Annotated in this window: 22 protein-coding genes; 11 read left to right on the top strand and 11 right to left on the bottom strand. The window is 76.8% G+C overall.

Annotated elements, in window-relative coordinates; all coding sequences use genetic code 11:
• Positions 1-5: 5 nt before the first annotated feature.
• Genes ACI79Z_RS12565 through ACI79Z_RS12555 form a run of 3 tightly spaced genes read right to left on the bottom strand, consistent with a single transcriptional unit; the run spans position 6 to position 2132 of the window.
• The gene (locus ACI79Z_RS12565) at positions 6-1295 is read right to left on the bottom strand and encodes an MFS transporter (RefSeq protein ID WP_456902817.1); all 1290 of its coding nucleotides are present in this window, start codon (positions 1293-1295) and stop codon (positions 6-8) included.
• Positions 1292-1873, bottom strand: a complete 582-nt coding sequence (locus ACI79Z_RS12560; protein WP_387985707.1) for a helix-turn-helix domain-containing protein — start codon at positions 1871-1873, stop codon at positions 1292-1294. The genes ACI79Z_RS12565 and ACI79Z_RS12560 overlap by 4 nt, the downstream gene beginning before the upstream one ends.
• Positions 1874-1931: 58 nt before the next feature.
• On the bottom strand, positions 1932-2132 hold the full coding sequence (locus tag ACI79Z_RS12555) for a hypothetical protein (protein WP_387985704.1): 201 nt from the start codon (positions 2130-2132) through the stop codon (positions 1932-1934).
• A gap of 216 nt (positions 2133-2348) precedes the next feature.
• Between ACI79Z_RS12555 and ACI79Z_RS12550 the strand changes: the two genes are divergently transcribed.
• From ACI79Z_RS12550 to ACI79Z_RS12540, 3 genes are read left to right on the top strand one after another with little or no spacing between them, the layout of a single operon-like run.
• Positions 2349-3899 (top strand): MFS transporter, encoded by a 1551-nt coding sequence (locus tag ACI79Z_RS12550; protein ID WP_387985701.1) that lies wholly within the window; start codon positions 2349-2351, stop codon positions 3897-3899.
• Positions 3896-5578, top strand: a complete 1683-nt coding sequence (locus ACI79Z_RS12545; RefSeq protein ID WP_387985700.1) for an FAD-dependent oxidoreductase — start codon at positions 3896-3898, stop codon at positions 5576-5578. The genes ACI79Z_RS12550 and ACI79Z_RS12545 overlap by 4 nt, the downstream gene beginning before the upstream one ends.
• The gene (locus tag ACI79Z_RS12540; RefSeq protein ID WP_387985698.1) at positions 5575-7005 is read left to right on the top strand and encodes an ATP-binding protein; all 1431 of its coding nucleotides are present in this window, start codon (positions 5575-5577) and stop codon (positions 7003-7005) included. The genes ACI79Z_RS12545 and ACI79Z_RS12540 overlap by 4 nt, the downstream gene beginning before the upstream one ends.
• 71 nt (positions 7006-7076) lie before the next feature.
• On the opposite strand, the gene ACI79Z_RS12535 is transcribed toward ACI79Z_RS12540, so the two are convergent.
• Both ACI79Z_RS12535 and ACI79Z_RS12530 read right to left on the bottom strand, forming a co-directional pair.
• Positions 7077-7547: an Hsp20/alpha crystallin family protein gene (locus ACI79Z_RS12535; protein WP_456902816.1), complete on the bottom strand. Its 471-nt coding sequence runs from the start codon at positions 7545-7547 to the stop codon at positions 7077-7079.
• A gap of 80 nt (positions 7548-7627) precedes the next feature.
• Positions 7628-8461 (bottom strand): alpha/beta fold hydrolase, encoded by an 834-nt coding sequence (locus ACI79Z_RS12530; protein ID WP_387985692.1) that lies wholly within the window; start codon positions 8459-8461, stop codon positions 7628-7630.
• A gap of 59 nt (positions 8462-8520) precedes the next feature.
• Here ACI79Z_RS12530 and idi point away from each other — a divergent pair, with 59 nt between their 5' ends.
• The 4 genes from idi to ACI79Z_RS12510 all read left to right on the top strand — a co-directional run bounded on the left by idi (position 8521) and on the right by ACI79Z_RS12510 (position 11089).
• Positions 8521-9069: an isopentenyl-diphosphate Delta-isomerase gene (gene idi / locus ACI79Z_RS12525; protein ID WP_387985690.1), complete on the top strand. Its 549-nt coding sequence runs from the start codon at positions 8521-8523 to the stop codon at positions 9067-9069.
• Between the two features lie 104 nt (positions 9070-9173).
• Positions 9174-9956, top strand: a complete 783-nt coding sequence (locus ACI79Z_RS12520; RefSeq protein WP_456902815.1) for a polysaccharide deacetylase family protein — start codon at positions 9174-9176, stop codon at positions 9954-9956.
• 108 nt (positions 9957-10064) lie between these two features.
• Positions 10065-10838, top strand: coding sequence for an SDR family NAD(P)-dependent oxidoreductase (locus tag ACI79Z_RS12515; RefSeq protein ID WP_456902814.1), 774 nt, complete (start codon positions 10065-10067; stop codon positions 10836-10838).
• Positions 10835-11089, top strand: a complete 255-nt coding sequence (locus ACI79Z_RS12510; protein ID WP_387985684.1) for a hypothetical protein — start codon at positions 10835-10837, stop codon at positions 11087-11089. The genes ACI79Z_RS12515 and ACI79Z_RS12510 overlap by 4 nt, the downstream gene beginning before the upstream one ends.
• A 33-nt stretch (positions 11090-11122) precedes the next feature.
• Here ACI79Z_RS12510 and ACI79Z_RS12505 read toward each other — a convergent pair whose 3' ends face one another.
• The 3 genes from ACI79Z_RS12505 to ACI79Z_RS12495 all read right to left on the bottom strand — a co-directional run bounded on the left by ACI79Z_RS12505 (position 11123) and on the right by ACI79Z_RS12495 (position 14771).
• Entirely contained in the window at positions 11123-13504 is a 2382-nt protein-coding gene (locus ACI79Z_RS12505) for a SpoIIE family protein phosphatase (RefSeq protein ID WP_456902813.1), read from the bottom strand.
• Positions 13501-14103, bottom strand: a complete 603-nt coding sequence (locus ACI79Z_RS12500) for a biliverdin-producing heme oxygenase (protein WP_456902812.1) — start codon at positions 14101-14103, stop codon at positions 13501-13503. The genes ACI79Z_RS12505 and ACI79Z_RS12500 overlap by 4 nt, the downstream gene beginning before the upstream one ends.
• A gap of 101 nt (positions 14104-14204) precedes the next feature.
• Positions 14205-14771, bottom strand: coding sequence for a TetR/AcrR family transcriptional regulator (locus ACI79Z_RS12495; protein WP_456902811.1), 567 nt, complete (start codon positions 14769-14771; stop codon positions 14205-14207).
• 75 nt (positions 14772-14846) lie between these two features.
• On the opposite strand from ACI79Z_RS12495, the gene ACI79Z_RS12490 reads away from it, so the two are divergent.
• Positions 14847-15422 (top strand): hypothetical protein, encoded by a 576-nt coding sequence (locus ACI79Z_RS12490; protein ID WP_456902810.1) that lies wholly within the window; start codon positions 14847-14849, stop codon positions 15420-15422.
• Here ACI79Z_RS12490 and ACI79Z_RS12485 read toward each other — a convergent pair.
• Positions 15320-16423 carry a PucR family transcriptional regulator gene (locus ACI79Z_RS12485; protein WP_456902809.1) on the bottom strand — a complete coding sequence of 368 codons (1104 nt, stop codon included), beginning with the start codon at positions 16421-16423 and terminating at the stop codon, positions 15320-15322. The genes ACI79Z_RS12490 and ACI79Z_RS12485 overlap by 103 nt on opposite strands.
• A 127-nt stretch (positions 16424-16550) precedes the next feature.
• Here ACI79Z_RS12485 and ACI79Z_RS12480 point away from each other — a divergent pair, with 127 nt between their 5' ends.
• The 3 genes from ACI79Z_RS12480 to ACI79Z_RS12470 all read left to right on the top strand — a co-directional run bounded on the left by ACI79Z_RS12480 (position 16551) and on the right by ACI79Z_RS12470 (position 21701).
• Positions 16551-17480, top strand: a complete 930-nt coding sequence (locus ACI79Z_RS12480; RefSeq protein ID WP_456902808.1) for a proline dehydrogenase family protein — start codon at positions 16551-16553, stop codon at positions 17478-17480.
• Positions 17481-17499: 19 nt separating this feature from the next.
• The gene (gene pruA / locus ACI79Z_RS12475) at positions 17500-19125 is read left to right on the top strand and encodes an L-glutamate gamma-semialdehyde dehydrogenase (protein WP_456902807.1); all 1626 of its coding nucleotides are present in this window, start codon (positions 17500-17502) and stop codon (positions 19123-19125) included.
• Positions 19126-19325: 200 nt separating this feature from the next.
• Complete coding sequence (locus tag ACI79Z_RS12470) at positions 19326-21701, top strand: ATP-binding cassette domain-containing protein (protein WP_456902806.1); 2376 nt, start codon at positions 19326-19328, stop codon at positions 21699-21701.
• 21 nt (positions 21702-21722) lie between these two features.
• On the opposite strand, the gene ACI79Z_RS12465 is transcribed toward ACI79Z_RS12470, so the two are convergent.
• The gene (locus ACI79Z_RS12465) at positions 21723-22241 is read right to left on the bottom strand and encodes a DUF488 domain-containing protein (protein WP_387985663.1); all 519 of its coding nucleotides are present in this window, start codon (positions 22239-22241) and stop codon (positions 21723-21725) included.
• 74 nt (positions 22242-22315) lie between these two features.
• On the bottom strand, positions 22316-22804 hold the full coding sequence (locus ACI79Z_RS12460) for a hypothetical protein (RefSeq protein WP_456902805.1): 489 nt from the start codon (positions 22802-22804) through the stop codon (positions 22316-22318).
• Between the last annotated feature and the right edge of the window lie 818 nt (positions 22805-23622).

The raw sequence follows: 23622 nt of genomic DNA, 5'->3' as shown, positions 1-23622 counted from the left end.
CGCCGCTACCCGCGCTGCCGCGAGGCAACCGGGGTGGCCGGCCCCGAGGCGGCCGCCGCGCCGGAGCGCAGACCCAGTGACACCGCCGCGACGACGAGCAGTGCCCCCGCGGCCACCCAGAACCCGGTCGCGGTGCCCAGGGCGTCGGCCAGCCGCAGCACCAGCAGGCTGGCGAGCAGGCCGCCGACCTGCAGCGTCAGCGACGACGCCGACAGCGCGGTCGCCCGCTGCCCGGCGGCCACCCGCGCGTGCAGCGCGTCCTTCCACAGCGGCCACGCCGCGGCGTTGCCCACGTAGAAGACGGTGAACAGCTCGCCCAGCGCCGGCGGCCCGCCGAGGGGCACGACCGCGACGGCGAGCGCGCCGAGCAGGGCCAGCCCGGCCGTCGCCGCGCCCGCCGACCCGCGCGCCGCCCGGCGGGCGAGCGGCGCGAGCAGCGCCCCGACCCCGGCCGCCGCGTACGACACCGCCATCACCACGCCGAACACCGCGGCGCCCTCGGCGTCGTCGCCGGTGAGCGCGGCGACGTGCAGCGGCCCCACCAGCTCGAGCGTGCTCAGCGTGCAGCCGACCAGCAGCGAGATCGCCAGCAGCCGGCGCAGCACCCGGTCGCGGACGACCAGCCGCGCGGTGTCGCGGACGACCGCGGGCACCTCCCGGACGCCGGCGCGCAGGGCGGCCACCCCCGCGTGCCGCGCGGGACCCACCGGGACGACGAGCGCCGCGACGGCGGCCACCGACAGCAGGGCGACCCCCGTGGCGGCCAGCACCGGCAGCACGAGCACCGCGTCGCCCGAGCCGTCGGCCACCAGGGGCAGCAGCCCGCCGAGCACCGCGCCCAGGCACAGGCCGGCCCCGTCGGCGGCGCCCGCGCGGGACAGGCCCGGGGTCACGTCCGCGGACGGGTCGGCGGCGCGGACGGCGTCGACGTACCAGGCCTCCAGCGGCCCGGAGTCCAGCGCCCGGCCGACGCCCTTGAGCGCCCACGCCACCGCGAACGCCGCGACGGAGTGCGCGAGGGCGGAGGTGACCAGCCCGGCGGCGGTCATCAGCCCGGACAGCACGAGCACCTGCCGGGTGCCGATCGCGTCGGCCAGCCCGCCGGTGGGCAGCTCCAGCAGGAGGGTGACCAGCGAGTAGACGGCGACGACGACGCCGACGTCGGCCGGCGACAGCCCGCGGGAGGCGGCCAGCAGCACGGACACCGGCGCGGCGAGCCCGATCGGCAGCCAGCGCAGCGCGGTCAGCCCGACGAAGCGGCGGCCGGCGGAGCGCACGGTCAGCGGCGCGCTCACGCCGGGTCCTCGGTGAGCGGGAACAGGTCCAGCAGGACGTGCACCAGCGGCTGACCGGGCTCCTCGCGCTCGGCCCGCCAGCGGGCGAGCACGCCGTTGAGCTCCTCGGCCAGCGCCGCGGTGGCCTCCGGCGACAGGTGCAGCGCCCAGTCGTTGAGCGAGACGGCGTCGCGCCAGACGGGCTCGAGGGCCTCCCGCTGCTCGGCGTGCGCGGCGAGCATCCGGCGCTGCCGGCCCAGCGACTGGTGGGTCAGCTCCTCGACGACCTCGCGGCCGCCGGGCTGGGTGACCAGGTCCTCGGTGCGCCAGCGGGTGCTGCGGTGCCGGGCGCGCCACCAGCGCTCCCGCGCGGTGCCCTGGCCGGCCACCTCCTCGACGAAGCCGAGGTCCGCGAGCTGGCGCAGGTGGTAGCTGGTCGTCCCGCTGCTCTCGCCCAGGCGCTGGCCCAGCCGGGAGGCCGTGGACGGCCCCTCCGACCGCAGCAGGGCGAGCAGCCCGGTGCGGATCGGGTGCGCCAGCGCCCGCAGCGTCCGCGGGTCGGTGACGTCGACGGTCTCCTCGGGGGCGGTGTCGGACACGCCGCCAGACTAGGGATGCAGAGACCTCTTTGCAAAGAGGTCTCTGCATCCGGTGGTGTCAGCCGTCGGAGTCCTCGCCGTCGGTGGCGTCCTCGACCTCCTGCTCGGCCTCGTCGACGCCCTCCTCGACGTTCTGCTGCACGTCGTCGTCCACGACGTCGGAACCGCAGGCGGCGACGGTCCACGGGGACGCGGCGAGGGCGAGGCCGACGGCGGCCAGGCGCCAGCTGCGGCGGCGGGGCGTGGTGGCGGGCGACATGGTGGCTCCCTGGGGTCGGGGGTGGGGGCACGGGGTGCCCCGGACGGGCGGCGTCCATGCGCCCGGGCCCGCCGCCCGGGGTGATTGACAGCCCGCGACCGGCGGGGCGAGGCTCGCGGCCACAGGCATCCGCCGACGTCGCCGGGCCTCGGAGCAGCGCACTCCCGCTGCCCGGCACCGGTGGGGGATCGAGGTGGCGCTCAGGTGACGTCCCGGGTGCGGCCGACCCCGGCGGAGGGCCTGCGGATGGGCACCCCGCAGGGGCGGTGGGTGCTGCTGACCACCGTCCTGGGCTCCAGCCTGGCGCTGCTGGACAGCACGGTGGTCAACGTGGCCCTCGAGCGCATCGGGGCCGACCTCGGCGCCGGGTTCACCGGGCTGCAGTGGACGGTGAACGCCTACACCCTCACCCTCGCCTCGCTGATCCTGCTCGGCGGCTCGCTGAGCGACCGGTTCGGCCGGCGGCGCGTGTTCGTCGTCGGCGTCGTCTGGTTCGCCGCCGCGTCGCTGCTGTGCGGGCTGGCGCCGGACACCGGGACGCTCGTCGTCGCCCGCGCGCTGCAGGGGGTCGGGGGAGCGCTGCTGACCCCGGGCAGCCTGGCGATCATCTCGGCGTCCTTCGCCGGGGAGGACCGGGCCGCGGCGGTGGGCGCCTGGTCGGGGCTGGGCGGGGTGGCCGGCGCGGTCGGGCCCTTCGTCGGCGGCTGGCTGGTCGAGTGGAGCTGGCGGGCGGTCTTCCTGGTCAACCTGCCGGTGGCCGCGGTGATCGTGGTCGTCGCGGCCCGGCACGTGCCCGAGACCCGCGACCCCGCCGCCGCACCGGGCCTGGACTGGACCGGGACCGTCCTGGTGGTCGTCGGCCTCGGCGGGCTCACCTACGCCCTCACCGCCGCCGGCGGACCCGCCCCCGGGCCGGCGGTCTGGGCCTGGGGGGTCGCCGCGGTGGTCGCGCTGGCCGCCTTCGTCGCCGTGCAGCGCCGCTCCCGCCACCCGCTGGTGCCGCCCGTGCTCTTCCGCAGCGTCCAGTTCACCTCCGCCAACGTGGTGACGCTGCTGGTCTACGCCCCGCTCGGGGTCGTCTTCGTGCTGCTGGTGCTGCAGCTGCAGGTCGTGTCCGGCTACAGCCCCCTGCTGGCCGGGACCGCGCTGCTGCCGGTCACCGTGCTCATGCTGCTGTTCTCCTCGCGGGTCGGCGCCCTCGCCCAGCGGATCGGGCCGCGGCCGCTGATGACCTCCGGGCCGCTGCTGTCGGCCGCGGGCCTGCTGCTGATGCTGCGGATCGGCGAGGACGCCTCCTACCCGCTCGACGTCCTGCCGGCCACCGTCGCGTTCGGCGCCGGGCTGACCCTGCTGGTCGCCCCCCTCACCGCGACCGTCCTCGACTCCGCCGACGACCGCTACGCCGGCGTCGCGTCCGGGGTCAACAACGCCGTCGCGCGGGCCGCCAGCCTGCTCGCGGTGGCCGTCGTCCCGGTCGTGGCGGGCATCGGCGGGGACGACTACACCGACCCCGCCGCCTTCGGGTCCGGCTTCCGGACGGCGGTGCTCGTCTGCGCCGCGCTGCTGGTCGCGGGCGCGCTCGTCGCCCTCGCCGGGATCCGCCGGCCGCTGCGCACGGCGGAGCCCGGACCCGGCGGGCGGCTGCCGGTCGAGGAGTACGCGCACTGCAACGTCGAGGGCCCGCAGCTGCACCCGCGCGAGCCCGTGGGCTCCCGCCCGGCCCGCGGGGGCGGTCCCCGCGGCCCCGAACCCCTGGAGGACCAGTGACCCAGGCCCCCGAGGCCGCCGGGCGGGCCCGGCCCGTCCTGCTCACCGTCGACGACGACCCCGGGGTGTCCCGGGCGGTCGCGCGCGACCTGCGCCGCCACTACGGCGAGCGGTTCCGGGTGGTCCGCGCCTCCTCCGGCGAGGAGGCGCTCGGGGCGCTGCGGGAGCTCAAGCTGCGCGGGGACCGGGTGGCGGCGGTGCTCGCCGACTACCGGATGCCCGGGATGAACGGCATCGAGTTCCTCGAGCAGGCGATGGACCTGTTCCCCCGCGCGCGCCGCGCGCTGCTCACCGCGTACGCCGACACCGACGCCGCCATCCAGGCGATCAACCTCGTCGACGTCGACCACTACCTGCTCAAGCCGTGGGAGCCGCCGGAGGAGAAGCTCTACCCGGTCGTCGACGCCATGGTCGCCTCCTGGGAGGCCAGCCCGGACACCGCCGTCGAGGACGTCAAGCTGGTCGGCCACCACTGGTCGGCGCCGTCGTTCGCCGCCCGCGACTTCCTGGCCCGCAACGCCGTCCCGTACCGCTGGTACAGCGTCGAGGAGCCCGAGGGACGGCGGCTGCTCGCCGCGGCCGGCGCGGGTCCCGACGACGTCCCGGTCGTGGTGCCGCCGGGCGGGGAGGCCCTGCTGGCGCCGACCGAGGCGGAGCTCGCCGCCGCGGTCGGCCTCACGGTCGAGCCGAGCACCGACTTCTACGACCTCGTCGTCGTGGGCGGGGGTCCGGCCGGGCTCGGCGCCGCCGTCTACGGCGCCTCCGAGGGGCTGCGGACGGTGCTGGTCGAGCGGCAGGCCACCGGCGGGCAGGCCGGGCAGAGCAGCCGGATCGAGAACTACCTCGGCTTCCCCGACGGCGTCTCCGGCGGGCAGCTGGCCGAGCGGGCCCGGCGGCAGGCCATCCGGTTCGGCACCGAGGTGCTCACCGCCCGCAAGGTGACCGCGCTCGAGGTCCGCGGCTCGGCCCGGGTGGTGCACTTCGCCGACGGCGGCAGCATCGCCGCGCACGCGGTCGTGCTGGCCACCGGCGTCGCCTACCGGACGCTGCCGGCCGCGGGCGCCGACGGGTTCACCGGCCGCGGCGTCTACTACGGCTCGGCGCTGACCGAGGCCGAGGCCTGCGCCGACCAGCCCGTGTACGTCGTCGGCGGGGCGAACTCGGCCGGGCAGTCGGCGGTGTTCTTCTCCCGGCACGCCAGCTGCGTCACGCTGGTGGTCCGCGGCTCCTCGCTGGAGACGTCCATGTCGCACTACCTGGTGCAGCAGCTGGCCGCGATCCCGAACGTCGTCGTCCGGACCGGCACCACCGTGACCGCCGTGCTGGGCGACGACCACCTGGAGCAGGTCGAGCTCACCGACCGCTCCGGCCGGGTGGAGACCGTGCCCACGTCGCACCTGTTCGTCTTCATCGGCGCCGAGCCGCGCACCGACTGGCTCGACGGCGTCCTCGCCCGGGACGAGCGCGGGTTCGTGCTCACCGGCCCGGAGCTGCTCGTCGACGGCGAGCGGCCACCGGGCTGGCGGCTGCAGCGCGACCCGTTCTTCCTCGAGTCCAGCGTCCCGGGCGTGTTCGTCGCCGGCGACGTCCGCGCGCAGTCGGTGAAGCGGGTGGCCTCCGCCGTCGGCGAGGGCGCCATGGCGGTCACGCTGGTGCACCGCTACCTGGAGGAGCGGTGACCGCGCCCGCCCGCCTGGAGCCCGCGCGGCTGCGCGAGCTGTTCCTGTTCGCCGACCTCGACGAGGCGCAGCTGGCGTGGGTGTCGGAGACCGGCGACGTCGTCGCGTTCCCCGCCGGCAGCGACGTCTCCACGGAGGGCGAGCCGGCCGAGTGCTTCTACGTGCTCCTCACCGGCACCCTGCGGATGGTCCGGCGCGTGGGGCGCGACGAGGTGGAGACCGTGCGCACCGACCAGCCGGGCGTGTACAGCGGCGCGGTGCAGTTCTACCTCGGCGACCAGGTCCCGCAGGTCTACCCGGCGACGGTGCGCGCGGTCACCGACTGCACCTTCCTGGCGCTGCCCGCGGCCGAGTTCGCCGCGGTGTTCCGCCGCTGGTACCCGATGGCCGTCCACCTGCTGCAGGGCCTGTTCCTGGGCACGCGCAACTCCGAGGAGCTGGTCGGCCAGCGGGAGCGGCTGCTGGCGCTGGGCAAGCTGACCGCGGGGCTCACCCACGAGCTCAACAACCCGGCCGCGGCCGCGTCCCGGGCCACCGCGGCGCTGCGCGAGCGGGTCGCGGGCATGCGGCACAAGCTCGCGCTGCTGGCCGACGGCACCTTCGACGGCTCGCAGCTGCGCCGGCTGACCGAACTGCAGGAGCGGTTCGTCGCGGGCATCGGCAGCGCGGTCGAGCTGAGCGCGCTGGAGCGGTCGGACCGGGAGGACGAGCTCGGCGACTGGCTCGAGGACCACGACGTCGACCGGCCGTGGGAGCTGGCGGCGGTGTTCGTCCCGGCCGGGCTGGACACCGAGTGCCTGGAAGCGGTCGCCGGCGCCGTCGACGCCGACTTCCTCGAGCCGGCGCTGCGCTGGCTGGGCTACACCGTCGAGACCGAGATGCTGCTCGCCGAGATCCTCGACAGCACCTCGCGGATCTCCCACCTGGTGGGCGCGGCCAAGCAGTACTCGCAGGTCGACCGCACGCCGCACCAGCTCACCGACCTGCACGCCGGACTGGACGCGACGCTGGTCATGCTCAGCGCGAAGACCGGCCCGGGCATCCGCGTGGTCAAGGAGTACGACCGCGCGGTGCCGCCGGTCCCGGCCTACGCCGCCGAGCTCAACCAGGTGTGGACCAACCTCGTCGACAACGCGCTCGACGCCATGGCGGGGGAGGGCACGCTCACCCTGCGCACCGCCGTCGACGGCGACTCCGCCGTCGTCGAGGTCGCCGACACCGGCCCGGGCATCCCGGAGCCGGTGCGGCGCCGGGTGTTCGAGCCGTTCTTCACCACCAAACCGGTGGGCCACGGCACCGGCCTCGGGCTCGACGTCGCCTGGCGGATCGTCACCAACCGGCACGGCGGGGTGATCAAGGTCCGCTCGGAGCCGGGGAACACCCGGTTCGTGGTGCGGCTGCCGCTGTCCGAGCCGCCGGCGGGCTGAGGCGTCCGCGTCCGCCGGCGGCCGCCCCGTCCGGGCGGGAGGGGTGCCGCCCGGACGGGGAAGCGCGGAGGTCAGCCGGTGATGGCGATCCGGCGCGGCCTGGCCTGCTCGGCCTTGGGCACGCGGACGGTGAGCACGCCGTCGGACAGCGCGGCGGTGACGTGCTCGGCGTCGACGTCGCCGGGCAGGGTCACGGAGTAGGAGAACCGGCCGACGCGGCGGGTCGTGCGGCGCAGGATGCCGGTGCGCTCCCTCTGCCTCACCTCGCCGGCCACGGTCACCCTGCGGTCGCTGAGCTCGATGTCGACGTCGTCCCGGGTCACGCCCGGCAGCTCGATCTCGACCGACCAGGCGTCCTCGGTCTCCTCGACGTCGGCGAGCGGGGACCAGCGGTCGACGGCGCCGCCGAACCCCTCGGTCCAGAGCCGGTTCACCCCCTCGTAGAGGTCCTCGAGCTCGCGGAAGGGGTCCCAGGTCGCGACGTCCCGGGAGGACTCCCGGGAGCTGAGGGGACGGGACGACGAACGGACGGGCAGGGTCATCGTGGTGTCCTCCTCTCGACTCGGTGGTGGTCCGTCCGTCTGCTGGAACCTGTAGTGGTCGCTGGAGATTCCCGGCCGGGTCAGGAGGCGCCGCGGACGTGCGCGGCCACCATGTCGGCGGTGCGCTCGGCGGCGAGCTCGGGGATCCAGTGCGGCACGTCCTCGAGCACCTCCAGCCGGTAGGGCCCGGTCACGTGGTCGCGGGTCCTCTCGGTGGCGGCGCGGCCGAGGAAGGTGTCGCCGGTGCTCCACACGTGCAGGGTCGGCACGGTCACCTCCCCGACGGTGTCGCGGGCGGCGAGGGGCACGGCCCGGTACCAGGCCAGGGCGCTCGACAGCGCGCCCGGCTCGCGCATCCGGGAGACGTAGCGCTCGACGACGTCCGGGGGCAGGCCGCCGTTCTCCAGCACGCCGCGCAGCGCCCGCCCGTCACCGGCGAGCAGCAGCCGCTCGGGCAGGACGGGGAGCTGGAAGAGGGCCATGTACGACGAGCGCAGCCCCTGGTCGCTGGTGAGCACCGCCCGCCCGACCGCGGCCGGGTGCGGGGTCGACAGGGAGGTCAGCGTGCGCACCCTGTCCGGGTGCCAGGCCCCCAGCGCCCACGCGACCGCGCCGCCCCAGTCGTGCCCGACGACGTGCGCCCGCTCGAGCCCGGCGGCGTCGAGCAGCGCCAGGACGTCGCCGGTCACCGCGCGCAGCCGGTAGGCCGAGCGCCCGGGCGGCCGGGCGCCGGGGCTGTAGCCGCGCTGGTCGAGGGCCAGGGTGCGCAGCCCGGCGGCGTGCAGCAGCGGCGCCATCCGGTCGAAGGCGCTCGCGTCCTGCGGGAAGCCGTGCAGGAGCACCACCGGCTCCCCGTCGGACGGGCCACCGTCGTGCACGTCGAAGGTGAGGCCGTCGTTCTGGCACCGCTCCATGCCCTCCCCCTGCCCGCCCGGCGGCTGCCGGAACCCCCGGCGTCGGGGAGGATGGGGCGGTGACGGTGACCGCGGCGGAGCTGATCGTGCTGGTCGACGACGACGGGACGCCGATCGGCACCCTGCCCAAGCCGCTGGTGCACCACGGCGAGACGCCGCTGCACCGGGCGTTCTCCGCCTACCTCTTCGCCGACGACGGGCGGCTGCTGGTCACCCGCCGCGCCGAGGACAAGCAGACCTTCCCGGGCATGTGGACCAACACCGTCTGCGGCCACCCCGGCCCCGGCGAGGACGACGGCGCCGCGATCGCCCGCCGCGCCGGCCAGGAGCTCGGCCTGCGGGTCGCCGACCTGCGCCCGGCGCTGCCCGGCTACCGCTACCGCGCCGAGTTCCGCGGCGTCGTCGAGAACGAGGTCTGCCCGGTCTACCTGGGCCGCTTCACCGGCACGCCCGACCCCGACCCGCGCGAGGTGGGGGAGTGGGAGCTGCTGGAGTGGACGGCGTTCCGCCGCCGCCAGGAGGACTCCGAGCGCGACGAGTGGTCGCCCTGGTGCCGCGAGCAGGCGCGCCTGATCGAGCAGGCCGGGCTGGTCCCGAGGAGCCGTTGACGCGCGGGAGGCGGTAGCCGGCAGGACACGGACGGTGGCGGGCGCGCCCGCCCGCTCGTGTCGCTGCGCCGGACACGCGGGGGCGCCCTCCTAGCGTCCGCCGCGTGGACCGCCGGGGCTTCCTCCTCCTGCTCGCCACCGGACTCGCCGGGGCCGCCGTCGGGCGCGGCGCCGCCGAGATGGACCTGGGGGCACCGGACCTCGTCGCCCCGCCGCCCGCCGCGGCGGCCACCCCCACCGGCCCGGGCGGCCTGGTCGCCGTCCCGGCACCGGCCGGCGTGGTCGAGGAGATCCCCGGCAGGGGCAACCAGCTGGCCCTGACCATCGACGACGGCAGCAACGGCGAGGTGGTCGCGGCGCTGGTCACCCTCGTCCGCGAGACCGGCACCCGGCTGACGTTCTTCCCCAACGGCAGCTACCGCACCTGGGGTGACAACGCCCGCGACCTGTGGCCGCTGATCGAGTCCGGCGAGGTCGCGTTCGGCAACCACACCTGGTCGCACCCGGACCTCACCACCGTCTCCGACGCCGAGGTGGCCGAGGAGCTGCGGCGCAACCAGGAGTTCATGCGCCGCACCCTCGGCGTCACCGACACCCCGTTCTGGCGGCCGCCGTTCGGGTCGCACGACGAGCGCGTCGACGCGATCGCCGCCGACCTCGGCCACCCGACCACGGTGATGTGGAACGGCACCTTCGACGACGCCCGCGCGATCGGCGCCGAGGAGCTGATGGCCGCCGCGGAGCAGTGGTTCGCCGCCCGGGCGATCATCGTCGGCCACGCCAACCAGCCGGCCGTCACCACCGTGCTCGACCGCCTGCTGGAACTGATCGAGACCCGGCAGCTGCAGACGGTGACCCTCGCCGACGTCTGGTCCTCCCCGGCCTGACCGCCCCGACCTGCGGGCCGCGCGGACCTCGGCGAGAGTGGCGGGGACGCATCGTGATCACGGGTCCGCTGGTCGCGTACCGGTGCGGGCCGGAGGACGGAGGAACGGGTGGCAGGGGAGCTGAAGGGCCGCGTGGCGCTGGTCACCGGCGGGGCCAGCGGGCTGGGCCGGGCGACGTGCGTGTCGCTGGCCGAGGCCGGCGCGCACGTCGTCGTCGCCGACATCGACGCCGACGGCAGCGAGCGCACCCGCGAGCTGGTGACCGACGCCGGCGGCAGCGCCGAGGTCGTCCCGCTGGACGTGACCGACGACGCGAGCCGCCGCGAGGTCGTGGCCCGGCTCTTCGAGCAGCACGGCGACGCCTTCGACGTCCTGGTCAACGTAGCCGGCATCGACCGGCCGGGCTACATCACCGACATCGACCTCGACGACTACCGCCGGGTCATGGCGGTCAACTGCGAGGGTCCGATCTTCCTGACCAGCGAGTTCATCAAGCGGGTGCAGCACCTGCCCGAGGGCCGCACCGCCGACGTCGTGCACGTCGTGTCGCTGTCGGCGATCACCTCGGGCAGCGGCGCGATCGCCTACAACGGCTCCAAGGCCGGCTTCCTCAACGCCACCCGCTGCATCCAGCGCGAGCTGCGGGAGAAGGCGGTGAGGCAGGAGGACGGCAGCGAGCGGCCCTTCCCGGCGCGGGTCATGAGCGTCATCCCGGCGGCGATGGACACGCCGATGATGGAGCAGTGGGGCATCCCCGGGCACCTGATGATGCCGCCGTCGGCGGTGGCCGACACCGTCCGCACGCTGCTCCTGCTGCACCCGTCGGCGTTCGTGCCGGAGATGCAGGTCGTGCCGCGCCTCGAGCCGAACTTCCCGCGATGACCGACCCCGACCTCCCCGACAGCGGCATGGCCTCCGGCTCGGACGCCGGCGAGCCGGGGGAGCACCTCGGCAGCGGCGACCTGCGCCCCGACGAGGAGCGCCTGCTCGCCGAGCTGACCCGGGGCGTCGACGCCCCGCCCGACTCCACCGAGGCCGAGGTGCGCGCCGCCGAGGACGAGGCGCCGCTGCCCGACGACGGCGGCGCCCAGGACGACGGCCTGGAGGCCGACTTCTCGGACCCCCAGCCGTGAACGCGGCCCCTCCCGGATCCCGGGAGGGGCCGCTCACGCCTCCGGGGACAGGCGGACGGCGACCAGGGCGACGTCGTCCTCGGCGCCGTCGGGGACCATCCGCGCCAGCACCTCGTCGCAGACCTGCTCCACCGGCCGGTCGCGCAGCTCCGCGAGCGCCCGGGCGAGTCGCGTGACGCCGTCGTCGAGGCCCTCGGTCCGGCGCTCCACCAGGCCGTCGGTGAACAGCAGCACCGTGGAGCCGCGGGCGAGGACCACCTCGGCGTCGGCGCGGACCGCCTCCGGGCGCACCCCGAGCAGCAGGCCCGGCCGGCCGCCGTCCAGCGGCGCGCTGGTGCCGTCGGGGGCGGCGACCAGCGGGGGCAGGTGGCCGGCGCTGGCCCACCGCAGGCGGGTGACCCCGGCAGCGCGGTCGTCGCCGGTCTGCTCGAGCCGGCCGACCAGCACGGTGGCCATGGCGCCGAGCTGCAGGCCCTGGATCGCCGCGTCGAGCCGGGCGAGCACCGCCGCGGGGCTGTCCCCGCTGTCGTAGGCGATGCCGCGCAGCAACCCCCGCAGCTGGGCCATGCAGGCGGCGGCCTGGACGTCGTGGCCGACGACGTCGCCGATGACCAGCATCGTCGAGCCGTCGGGCTGGACGAAGACGTCGTACCAGTCGCCGCCGACCTGGGCCTCCCGGGTGGCCGGCACGTAGCGCACCGCCATCTGCAGGTGGTCGGGCTGCGGCGGCTCGGACAGCAGGCTGCGCTGCAGCGTCTCGGCGGCGCGGACGATGCTGCGCGAGCGGGCGTAGAGCGCCTCGAGCAGGTGGCTGCGCAGCTGCAGCACCTCGGCGCGCTCCTGCGGCGTCCACGGGTGCGAGCGCTCGCGGACGGTCTCCCGCCAGCGGTCGAAGCTCTTGCGCGGGCTGAGCCGGACGTCGTCGCCCTCCCGCTCGGCGATCGCCTTGTTGTGCGGGTCGCCGCCCCAGTCGACGTGCCGCACGGCCTCGCGCCGGTGCCACAGCACGTACTGGCCCTCGGGGAGCGGCAGCACGAGCACGCCGCAGGCGACCTCGACCGGGACGCCGAGCCCGGGCGCCTCGCGCTGCAGGGCGTCGGTGGCCACCACGTCCTCGCCGCTCGCGGCCGCCCAGGCCACCACCCGCTCGAGGACGTCGGCCGGCAGCTCCGCGCCCTTGGTGCCGCTGCTGCCCTGGAGGCAGACCGCGACGCCGTCGGCGGGCAGGACGTCGAGCAGGCTGGTGGTGCCGAGCAGCGTGTCGGCCAGCGGGCGGTCCTCGTCGAGGGTGGCCGCGGTCAGCCAGGCCAGGGTGGAGCGGACCTGCAGCGCCCGGTGCACCTCGTCCTCGGCGGTGCGGTCGACCAGCCGCAGCGACAGCGTCGAGCCGAGGAACTCGGCCGCGGCGCGGGTGGCGTAGGGCGGCTGGTGCGGGCCGGAGTAGTGGTGGCAGGCGATGAGGCCCCAGAGCCGGTCGTCCTGCAGCAGCGAGATCGACATGGAGGCGCGCACCCCCATGTTCTGCAGGTACTCGACGTGGATCGGCGAGACGCTGCGCAGCGTCGACAGGGTGAGGTCCAGCGGCCGGCCGGTGGCCGGGTGCGCGGCCGGCTGGATGCGGCTGGGGACGTAGTCGACGTCGCTGATCAGCCGGATCCAGTTCTTCTCGTACAGCGCCCGGGCCTGCGCCGGGATGTCCGAGGCCGGGTAGTGCAGGCCGAGGAAGGAGTTGAGGTCCGCGGCCTTCGCCTCGGCCACGACCTCGCCGTTGTGGTCGGCGTCGTAGCGGTAGACCATCACCCGGTCGAAGCCGGTGAGGGCGCGGATCGCCCGCGCGGTGATGTCGTAGAGCTCCTGCAGCGTGGAGGCCCGGTTGAGCTCGGCGACGGTCCCGCGCACCGCCTGGTAGGTGTTCGGGAAGGAGAACGGCCGCGGCCCGCGCGCGGGCTCGAGCTCCACGACGAGGTTGGTCAGCGGCGGGTCGCCGTCCTCGGGCTGCCCGTGCTCGTCCCGGGCGCCGTCCAGCACCGCCCGGTGCAGGATCGCGTCCACCGGCACGGGGCCGCCGTCGACGTCGAGGGTGACCTCCACCGGGTTGCGCTCGCGCAGGTCGCCGAACGCGCTTGCCGAGCGGACGACGGCCTCGGTCTGCGCGACCCCGAGGACGTCGGCGAGCGGGCGGCCGAGCGCGTCGGACCAGACGACGCCGGTCAGCCCGGCGAGGTTCTCCGACGCCTGGACGACGACCAGGTCGGGCTCGCTGACCGCCAGCAGCACGCCCCGCGGCTGGATGCTGCCCGGGACGTGGATCGGCTCGCGGGCGCAGTTGTCCAGGTCGACCGGCTCACCCGGTGACAGCCACGCGACGTCTGCCCCGGCGGTGTCCGCCCCGGAGGTGGCGTCGACGTCGGTCACGCGGTGGCCCCCTGCGCCGCCGGGGCGCACCAGTCGGCGAGGACGGCGAAGGTCTGCCGGGCCGCGGCGACCACCCGCCCGGCGTCCCCGGCGCCCGCGACGTGCGCCCGGGTGACCCGGCGGAACCCGGCCCACATCGCGCCGGTGTCCTCGCCGTAGGGGCTGAAGCAGCGCAGCCGGGGCAGTCCCGGCAGGCCCGCCAGGTGGCGGTCGATGAAGGTGCCGCCGAGGGTCGAGCCCTCCATCACGTACAGCCGGCCCAGCGCCTCGTCGGTGTCCGGAACGGCGGGCAGGTCGGGCCGGCCGGCGTCGGGGGAGCCGCCCAGCCCGGCCAGGTCGGCGGCGTAGAGACCGGTGCGGCGGCGGCGCTCCCAGTCGAGGGCGGCGGCGTCGGCGGGGTGGCGGGCGGCCCAGTCGTCCAGCCCGGCCTCGGCCGCGGCCCAGAAGGCGTGCAGCCGCGCCAGGACGGTGACCAGGCGGCCGCGGTCCAGTGCGGGGTCCATCAGGTCGAGGGTGGCCTCGACCCGTCGGTGCTCCACGGCGGTGGCCGTGCGCAGGTCCCGGAGGACGTCGCCGGCGCCGCCCGCGTCTCGAGGCAACGCCTCTCCTCCCGCAGCCATCAGCCCTTCGAGCGTAGGTCACGCCCCGGACAGCGTCGCGGGGGAGAAGGTGCAGTGCGCAACAGTCCTCCTCCGGCGGGTCAGGAGGTCCGCGGCGGGCGGTCCAGCAGCAGGTCGGCGGCGCGGGCGAGGACCTGCGCCCGGGTGCGCCCGCCGTGGCCGGTGACGAGGAAGTGCTCGCCGATCGCCAGGCAGAAGGCGATCAGGGCGCGCGCCTCCACCTCGTCGGGGTCGGCGCAGAACGTGCCGATCAGCTCGCGCAGCAGCCCCATGCGCCGCTCGTCGACCCGGCGCAGGCGCGCGGCGACCGCCTCGTCCCGGCGGGCCCAGTCGCGGACGGCGAGGTCGATCGGGAGCAGGCGGTCGCTGGAGAAGGTGAGGACGCCGGCCCACGCGATGCGCGTCCGCGGGTCGCCGCCCTCCCGCTCGACGCGCTCGAGCACCTCGTCGGTGCTCTCCCGCTCCCAGGTGTCGAGCATCGCCTCGAGCAGGGCCTCCCGGTCGGCGAAGTGCCCGTAGAAGCCGCCCTTGGTGACGCCGAGGTCCTTGGCCAGCGCCTCCACGCGCACCGCGTCGGGACCGCCCGCGGCCAGCGCCCGCAGGCCCTGCTCGACCCACCGCTCCCGCGGCGTCCGCACGACCGCCACGCCCACCTCCTGTACGCCACCGTACACATCCGCTACCGTCGTCTGTACGGCACCGTATACGAGAGGGGACCCGCCATGGCCCGGCTCGACGGCACGGGGGTGGTCCGCGGGATCACCGCGTCCGCGCGGGAGGCCTGCCCACTGCCCCGGATCGACTACGCCGACCGCTGCACCCTGGTCACCGACGCGACGGCGACGCCGGAGCGGTGGGCCCGGGCGATGTTCGGCGACGTCCCGAGCCCGGCGGAGCGGTTCGTCTGGCGGGGGCTGCTCGCCTTCCGGCTCGACCCGCGGCGCTCCCCGGACACCGTGGGGGGCTGGCGGGTCGGCGGGCGCGGCGAGGACTGGATCCGGCTGGAGACCGCCTCCCGGTCGCTGCGCGCGGCCATGGTCGTGCAGACCGCCGGGCGCCGGGTCACCTGGACGACGTGCCTGTCCTACGAGCGGTCGTGGGGCCGGCTGCTGTGGCCGCCGCTGTCGGCCGTGCACCGCCGGCTGGTGCCGCGGGTGCTCGCCGCCGCCGGGCAGCGGCTCCGGGAGACGGACGGTCAGGACAGCCGGGCGCGGCGCAGCGAGGCGTGCACCAGCAGCCGGGTGTCGCCGTCGGCCAGGTCCAGGCCGGTCAGCGCGGTGATCCGGCCCAGCCGGTAGTACAGCGTCTGCCGGTGGATCGACAGCGCCGCCGACGTCCGGACCACGCTGCCGCCCGTGTCGAGGTAGGCCTCGGCCGTGGCGGCCAGCACCGGGTCGGCGAGCAGCGGCGCGACGGCCGGGTCCGGCGCGGGCAGCGCCGCGGCGACCCGCCAGCCGCCGAGCTCCGACCAGCGGGCCACCGGCGCGAGCCCCGGCGCCACGGCCGCGACCCGGGCCGCGGTGCGGGCCTGCGCCCAGCACGCGGGCAGGCCGGCGGGACCCGCGGTGGGGTCGGACACCCCCGCGGCCGCGCCGCCGGGCAGCCGGGCGAGGGCCGCGGACGCGGTGGTCGCGGCCGGGCGCAGGTCGCCGGGGCGGGCCAGCCGGACGAGGACGGCGACCTCGCGGCGGTCCTCGCCCGGCACCGCCGCGGCCGGCGGGAGCCGCCACCCCTCGGGGAGCGCGCCCCGCAGCGCCACCAGGGCCAGCGGCGTGTCCTCGCCGAGCCGGGCGGTCAGGGTGCGCGTCGCCCGCTCGCGCGCCGGCGGGGTGCCGGTGAGCGACGCGGCCAGGGCCTCGCCGAGGTCGCCGTCGTCGTCCCCGCCGGCCAGCAGCCGTCCCGCGCGGGCGGCGAGGGCGACCGCCGCGGCCAGGGCCGGGTCGGCGTCGTCGTCGGGGTCGGTGCGGCCGCCGTCGAGCAGCCAGAGGTAGCCGAGGGTGCGGCCGCCGTGCCGGACCGGCAGCAGCAGGCGGGTGAGGATCCCCGCGTCCGGGTCGGCGGGGGTGCGCACCGGCCGCTGCGCGGTGGCGATGCCGAGGTCCTCGAACCAGCGGCGGGTGTCGGGGGTGGAGCCACGGCCGAGGATGGAGCGGGTGCGGACGGCGTCCATCGCGGTGTCGCCGCCGTCGAGGGGGTGCGCGGCGAAGGCCAGCAGCGTGAAGTCGACGTCCTCGAGCGTGGCCGGGGCGCGCAGCAGCCGGGCGACCTCGTCCACCACGTCCTGCAGGTCGTCGCGCACCGTACGACTGTATGAAACCGGACGTCCGGAGTCCGTACGTCCGTCCCTGGTGGACCCGATCGGGCGCTCCTAGCGTTCGGGCCAGGCGTGCACTCCCGCGGGAGCGCACCGACGACGGAGGTGGCCGGTGCTGTCCACGAAGACCCTGCTGCTGGGGGCCTCCCGCCGCCCGGCGCTGCGCCGCGCGCTCGTGGGCACCCCGGTGACCCGGCGCGTGGTCGAGCGGTTCGTGGCCGGCGAGACGCTGCCCGACGCGCTGGCCGTCGTCGGCCGGCTCACCGGCGAGGGCATCGAGGTGACCCTCGACCACCTCGGCGAGCACGTCACCGACCCCGCCGAGGCGCGCGCCTCCCGCGACGCCTACCTCGCCCTGCTCGAGGCGCTGGCGCCGCTGGACCTCGGCCCGCGCGCGGAGGTGTCGGTGAAGCTGTCCGCCTTCGGCCAGGCGCTGCCGGGCGGGGAGGACCTCTCGCTGGAGCTGGTCCGGCCGGTGGTCGAGTGCGCGGCGCGGATCGGCACCACGGTCACCCTCGACATGGAGGACTCCTCGACCGTCGACGCCACCCTCGCCGTCCTCGCCGAGCTCCGCCGCGACCACCCGCAGACCGGCGCCGTGCTGCAGGCCGCGTTGCACCGCACCGAGGACGACGTGCAGGCGCTGGCCACCCCGGGCTCCCGGGTGCGGCTGGTCAAGGGCGCCTACGACGAGCCGCCGTCGGTCGCCCACCAGGGCCGCCGCGACGTCGACGCCGCCTACGCCCGCTGCCTCGGCGTGCTCATGCGCGGTCCCGGCTACCCGATGGTCGGCAGCCACGACCCGGCGATGATCGCGCTGGCCCAGCGGCTGGCCGGCGAGCACGGGCGCGCCGCCGACTCGTGGGAGGTGCAGATGCTGCACGGCATCCGGGTCGACGAGCAGCGCCGGCTGGCCGCCTCCGGCACCCGCGTGCGCGCCTACGTGCCCTACGGCCGCGACTGGTACGGCTACTTCGTCCGCCGGCTGGCCGAGCGCCCGGCGAACCTGCGCTTCTTCCTCCGCGCCCTCGTCTCCCGCTGACACACCCTGGAGGTCCCCCGTGGACGGCACCACCCGCGTCCCCCCGCCGCGCAACGAGCCGGTGCTCACCTACGCGCCCGGCTCGTCCGAGCGCGCCGAGCTCGAGACCCGCCTGGCCGAGCTGGCGGCCGAGCCGCTGGAGCTGACGGCCACCATCGGCGACAAGCAGCGCATGGCCGGCGGTGAGCGCTTCGACGTCGTCCAGCCGCACCGGCACGCCGCGGTCCTCGGCACCTCGGCGCACGCCACGCACGCCGACGCCGAGGAGGCCGTGGCCACCGCCAAGGCCGCCGCCCCGGCCTGGCGCGACCTGTCGCTGGACGACCGCGCCGCGGTGTTCCTCAAGGCCGCCGAGCTGCTGGCCGGCCCGTGGCGGCAGACGCTCAACGCCGCCACGATGCTGGGCCAGTCGAAGACCGCCCACCAGGCCGAGATCGACAGCGCCTGCGAGATGATCGACTTCTGGCGCTGGAACGTGCACTTCGCGCGCGAGGTCGTGTCCGCGCAGCCGGTGTCCTCACCGGGCGTGTGGAACCGCAGCGACCACCGGCCGCTGGAGGGCTTCGTCTACGCGGTGACGCCGTTCAACTTCACCGCGATCGCCGGCAACCTGCCCACCGCGCCGGCGCTCATGGGCAACACCGTCGTCTGGAAGCCCGCGCCCACCCAGCAGTTCGCCGCGCACTTCCTCATGCGGCTGCTGGAGGAGGCCGGCCTCCCCCCGGGCGTGATCAGCATGCTGCCCGGCGACGGCATCCCGGTGTCGGAGGTCGTGCTCGCCGACCGCGACCTCGCCGGCATCCACTTCACCGGCTCGACGCCGGTCTTCCAGCACCTGTGGCGCACGGTGGGGGAGAACATCGCCGGCTACCGCGGTTACCCGCGGATCGTCGGCGAGACCGGCGGCAAGGACTTCGTCGTCGCCCACCCCTCGGCCGACCTCGACGTGCTGCGCACCGCGCTGGTCCGCGGCGCCTTCGAGTACCAGGGGCAGAAGTGCTCGGCCGCCTCGCGCGCCTACGTGCCGCGCTCGGTCTGGCGGCGGCTGCGCGACGACCTGGTGGCGACGACGGAGTCCCTGACGATGGGCGACGTCACCGACCTGTCGAACTTCATGGGCGCGGTCATCGACCGGAAGTCGTTCTCGAAGCTGTCCGGCGTCATCGACCGGGTCGACGACGACCCCGCGCTGTCGATCGTCGCCGGCGGGCAGGCCGACGACAGCGAGGGCTTCTTCGTCCGCCCGACGGTCATCGAGGGCACCGACCCCGAGCACGAGGTCTTCACCACGGAGTACTTCGGCCCGATCCTCGCCGTCCACGTCTACGACGACGCCGACTACGACACCGTGCTCACGCAGCTCGAGTCGGTGGCCCCGTACGCGCTCACCGGCGCGGTGATCGCCCAGGACCGGGCGGCCATCGCGCACGCGCAGCGGGTCCTGCGCTTCGCGGCCGGCAACTTCTACGTCAACGACAAGCCCACCGGCGCCGTCGTCGGGCAGCAGCCCTTCGGCGGCGGGCGCGCGAGCGGTACCAACGACAAGGCCGGCGCCGCGCAGAACCTGCAGCGCTGGACCTCGACCCGGTCGATCAAGGAGACGTTCGTCCCGCCGACCGACCACCGCTACCCGCACATGGGGTAGCCGCCCGCCTCCGGCCCGGGACGCCGGGGAGCGGAGCGCGGGCGCAGCGTGACGACGGGCACGCCGGGGACCCGGCCGCCCGGGTCCCCGGCGCCCGGCGACCGCGAGGCGGTTGACGGGCGCCGGGCGGACCGGGACGGTGCCGTCGTCCCGGTCCGCACCGACGGCCCCGGCTGCACGGGGGCAGGAGGGGCTCCGTCATGGCCGGTCGCCGTCTCGACCAGCCGCCCCCGCCCGGGCGGCCCGGCGCCCGGACGGTCGCGGCCCGGCCGCGGGACGGCACGGTCGTGCAGCTGTCCGCCTCCGGCCGCGTGTGGACCTTCGACGGCTCCCGCGCGGTGGTGGTGGGCCGGGACCCCCGCAGCGACGTGCACCTGCCGGACGAGCGGGTCAGCCGCGCCCACCTGGCCGTGCGGCACGAGGCGCGCGGCTGGGTGCTGCAGGACCTCGGCAGCCGCAACGGCACCTCCCTCGACGGGACGGCCCTGCCGCCCGGCACGGTGGGCGGGCCACCCGGCCCGGCGGTGCCGCTGGAGCCCGGCCGGGAGCACCGGGTGCAGGTGGGCGGGCACGGCGGGCCGGAGCTGCTGGTCCGGTCCGTGTCCGGGGGGCAGCGCCCGGGGGCGGACGCCGGCCCGGCCGCGGAGCGGGTGGTCGTCATCGGTCGCGACCCCGCCTGCGACGTCGTCGTCGCCGACGACCCGATGGTGTCCCGCCGCCACGCCGCCATCGAGCTCGGCGCACCCGGCACCGCCGTCGTGCGGGACCTGGGCAGCTCGAACGGGACCTACCTGAACGGCACGCGCCTGGCCGGGACGGCGGTCCTCACCGCCGGGGACACCATCGGCATGGGCGGCACGATGGTCACCTGGGACGGCCGGGAGGCCGTCCTCCCCGGCCGCCGCGCGGCGACCCTCAGCGCCCGGCACCTGGGCGTGTCCACCCGCGGCGGCAAGCGCCTGCTCGACGACGTCTCGCTCACCGTCCGGGCGGGCCAGCTCGTGGCGGTGATCGGCCCCTCCGGCGCCGGCAAGTCCACCCTCCTCGGCGCCCTCACCGGCCTGCGCCCCGCCGGCACGGGCCGGGTCACCTGGGACGGGCGGGACCTGTACGAGGGCTACGGCCACCTGCGCCACCTCATCGGGCTCGTGCCCCAGGACGACGTGCTGCACCGCCAGCTCACCGTCCGGCGGGCGCTCGGCTTCGCCGCCCGCCTGCGGCTGCCCCGCGACACCACCGCCGCCGAGCGCGACGAGCGGGTGCGCCGGGTCCTCGCCGAGGTCGGGCTGTCCGAGCAGGCCGACCAGCGGATCGACTCCCTCTCCGGCGGCCAGCGCAAGCGCACCTCCATCGCCCTCGAGCTGCTCACCGCGCCGCAGCTGCTCTTCCTCGACGAGCCCACCTCCGGCCTGGACCCGGGGCTGGACCGGCAGGTCATGGAGGGCCTGCGGGCGCTGGCCGACGGCGGCCGGGTGGTCCTCGTCGTCACCCACAGCGTGCTCGCCCTCGACCAGTGCGACCTGGTCCTGCTGCTCGCCACCGGCGGCCGGGTCGCCTTCTTCGGCCCGCCCGGGCAGCTGCTGTCGTTCTTCGGGGTGCCCGACCACGCGGCGGTCTTCCGGGCGCTGGACGACCCCGCCTGGGTCGCCCGGTTCGCCGCGTCCCCGGTCCGCCGGGCCTACGTCGGGGCGACGTCGGTGGAGGCGCGGCCCCCGCCGCCGGCCGGTGAGGCCCCGGCGCCGCCGCGGCCGGCGCCGGTCCGCCAGCTGGTCACCCTGGTCCGGCGCAACCTCGCCGTCGTGGCCGCCGACCGGCTGTTCCTGGCCCTGCTGGTCGGGATGCCGGTGGTGCTCGCGGTCATGGCGCACGCCTTCCCCGGCGAGGCCGGCCTGTCGCTGCGCGCGGCCGACGGGGACCCCGCCGAGGCGCAGCAGCGGATCATCGTGCTGGTGGTGGGCGCGGCCCTGATGGGCGCCGCGCTCGCGGTCCGGGAGTTCGTCGCCGAGCGCCCGATCTACCGCCGCGAGCACGCCGTGGGCCTGTCGCCGACCGCCTACCTCACCAGCAAGGTCCTCGTCGTGGGCGGGGCCGTCGCGGTCCAGTCGGTGGCCTTCACACTGCTGGCGCTGATCGGGCTGCCCGGCCCCGACGACCCGCGGCTGCTGCCCTGGGGGCAGGCGGAGGTCGCCGTCGCGGCGGCCGCGGTGGGCGTGACGATGTGCATCGCCGCGCTGGCCGTCTCCGCGCTGGCCCGGTCCACCGACCAGACCATGCCCGCCCTGGTCGCGCTGGTGATGGGGCAGCTGGTGCTGTGCGGCGGGCTGTTCCCGCTGGCCGACCGCGCGGGCCTCGAGCAGTTCTCCTGGGCGCTGCCGGCCCGCGCCGGCTACGCGGCGATGGCCGCGACGGTGCAGCTGCAGCCCCTGTCCGGCCCCCAGCCGGACCCGCTGTTCACCCCCACCACCTCCCGCTGGGCGCTGGACCTGGGGCTGCTCGCCGCACAGGCGGCGGTCTTCCTGGCCCTGACCGCCTGGGCGCTGGCGCGGTCGGTGGCGCGCCACGGTGCCCCGCGCTGACCGGTCCGCACCGCGCCGCGGTCACGGCCAGTGCACGAGGCCGTCGTCGCCGAGGACGGCACCCCCGGACGGGCGGTGCGGGGCGAGCCGCCCGTCGGGCATCAGGTGCGTGACCGGCACGCCGCGGGCCAGGACGGCGACATCGGCGACCAGCCGCCGGTGGCAGCGCCACCACACGCCCTCGCTGCACATCACCGCGACCGTGGCGTGCGCCGCCTCGGCCAGCACGCCGTCGAGGGCGGCCGCGAACCCCGCGGTCCGGGTGTGCGCGGCGTAGGCGGCGAACTGGGCGACGGTCCACCAGCCGTCGGCCACCGGCTCGCCCGGGGGCAGCCGGCGCCGTCCGCCGAGCCGCTCCTCCCACCGGTAGCCGACGCCGGCGGCCGGCAGCCACTCCTCGAGCGCCTCCCGCCGGACGTCGGGGTTGCCGCGGCTGCCGGGGAAGCGGCGGACGTCGACCACGAGCTCCACCCCGGCACCGGACAGCCGGGCGGCGAGGGCGGTCCGGTCGTCGGCCCCGTGGCCCACGGTGAGCAGCACGGGCACCCCCTACCCGCGCGGCGCGCGCCGCCGGGACCGCCTGCGGCTGCGGACGGTCCCGGGACGGGTGCGGGTCAGCCGGTGAACGCCAGCCAGACGGCGGCGGCGACGGTCAGGACGGCCAGGGTCAGGCCCGCGGCGGCTGCGGCGGGGAGCCGCCCGAGGCGGCGGCGGGCGTCCAGCGCGAGGCCCGTGGCGGCTCCGGCGAGGACGGCCGGCACCCCGGTCCAGAAGACCAGGACCGAGACGGCGCCGAGCGCGGCGAGCACGAGGGCGACCCGGGCGGTGCGTGCAGGCGGGGCGGTCCGGGCGCGCACGGCCACGAATCCCGCGACGAGCGCCGCCACCGCGACGAAGGCGACCAGCAGCACCAGGCCGCCCCAGCCGCCGTTGCCGTGGAAGTCCGTCCCCCACGCGTCGGACCCGGACCTCCACGGCGTCTCCACGAACTGGCCCACGAGCGTGCAGCCCAGGCCCACACCGGCGCCGGCGGTGGTCCAGCCGTCGGGGAGCGGCGTGGGCCGGCGCGCGGCGACGGGCGGGCGGGCGGGACTGGCGGTCATGACGGTCCTCCTCCATCGGGCCGGCCCTCGCGGCCGGACGGGACGACCGTGGCCGCCCACGGCGACCCGCCGGACGGGGCACGCGACCCGGCCGACCCGGGAGGACCTCCCGGCCCGGCCGGGACGCCGGAGGCCCCACCCGGGACGCCGCCGGAGCCACACTGACGCCGTGCGCGGGCGCGCTCTCCCCACCACCGTCGCCGTCGCGGCGGTCCTGCTCTGCGCCGCCGCCGGTGCACTGGCCGCGTGGGTCGCCCCGCGACTGCCCGAACCCGAGCCGACCGCGATCGGCGCCCTGTACGCCGTGGCCAGTGCCGCCACCGGGGCCCTGCTCGTGCGCCTGCGGCCGCGCAACGTCATCGGCTGGCTGCTCGTGCTGTGCGGGCTGCTGCAGGCGGTCAGCGTCGGCACGGGCGCCTACGGCGGCTACGGGGTGGACGTGGCCGACCCGCCCTGGCCGGGGGCGCGGTGGGTGGCGCAGGCCGGGTCGATGACGTGGTTGCCGTCCCTGGTGCTGCCCGCCACCGTCCTCGTGGCGTTCTACCCCTCGGGCCGGCTGCCGGCCCGGTGGTGGGGGGGGGGGGGGGGGGGGCCCCCCCCCCCCCCCGGCGGGCGGCCCGGCCCGGCCGCGCTTAACGCCCACAACAAAAAAAAAAAAACAAACCCCCCCGGCCCGCCCCCCCCCCCCCCCCCCCCCCCCCCGGGGCCGGCAGCTCGCCGCCCGGGCCCGGGGTCGTCCGCACCGTGTCACCGTCCTGCGTGCTCACGACGGGGAAGCCTGCCACCGGCCGCGCAGCCGGTCCGCGGGACCCCCGCGC

The organism is Geodermatophilus sp. SYSU D00663 (genome assembly GCF_054050655.1).
This window is presented reverse-complemented; position numbering and strand designations above follow the sequence as displayed.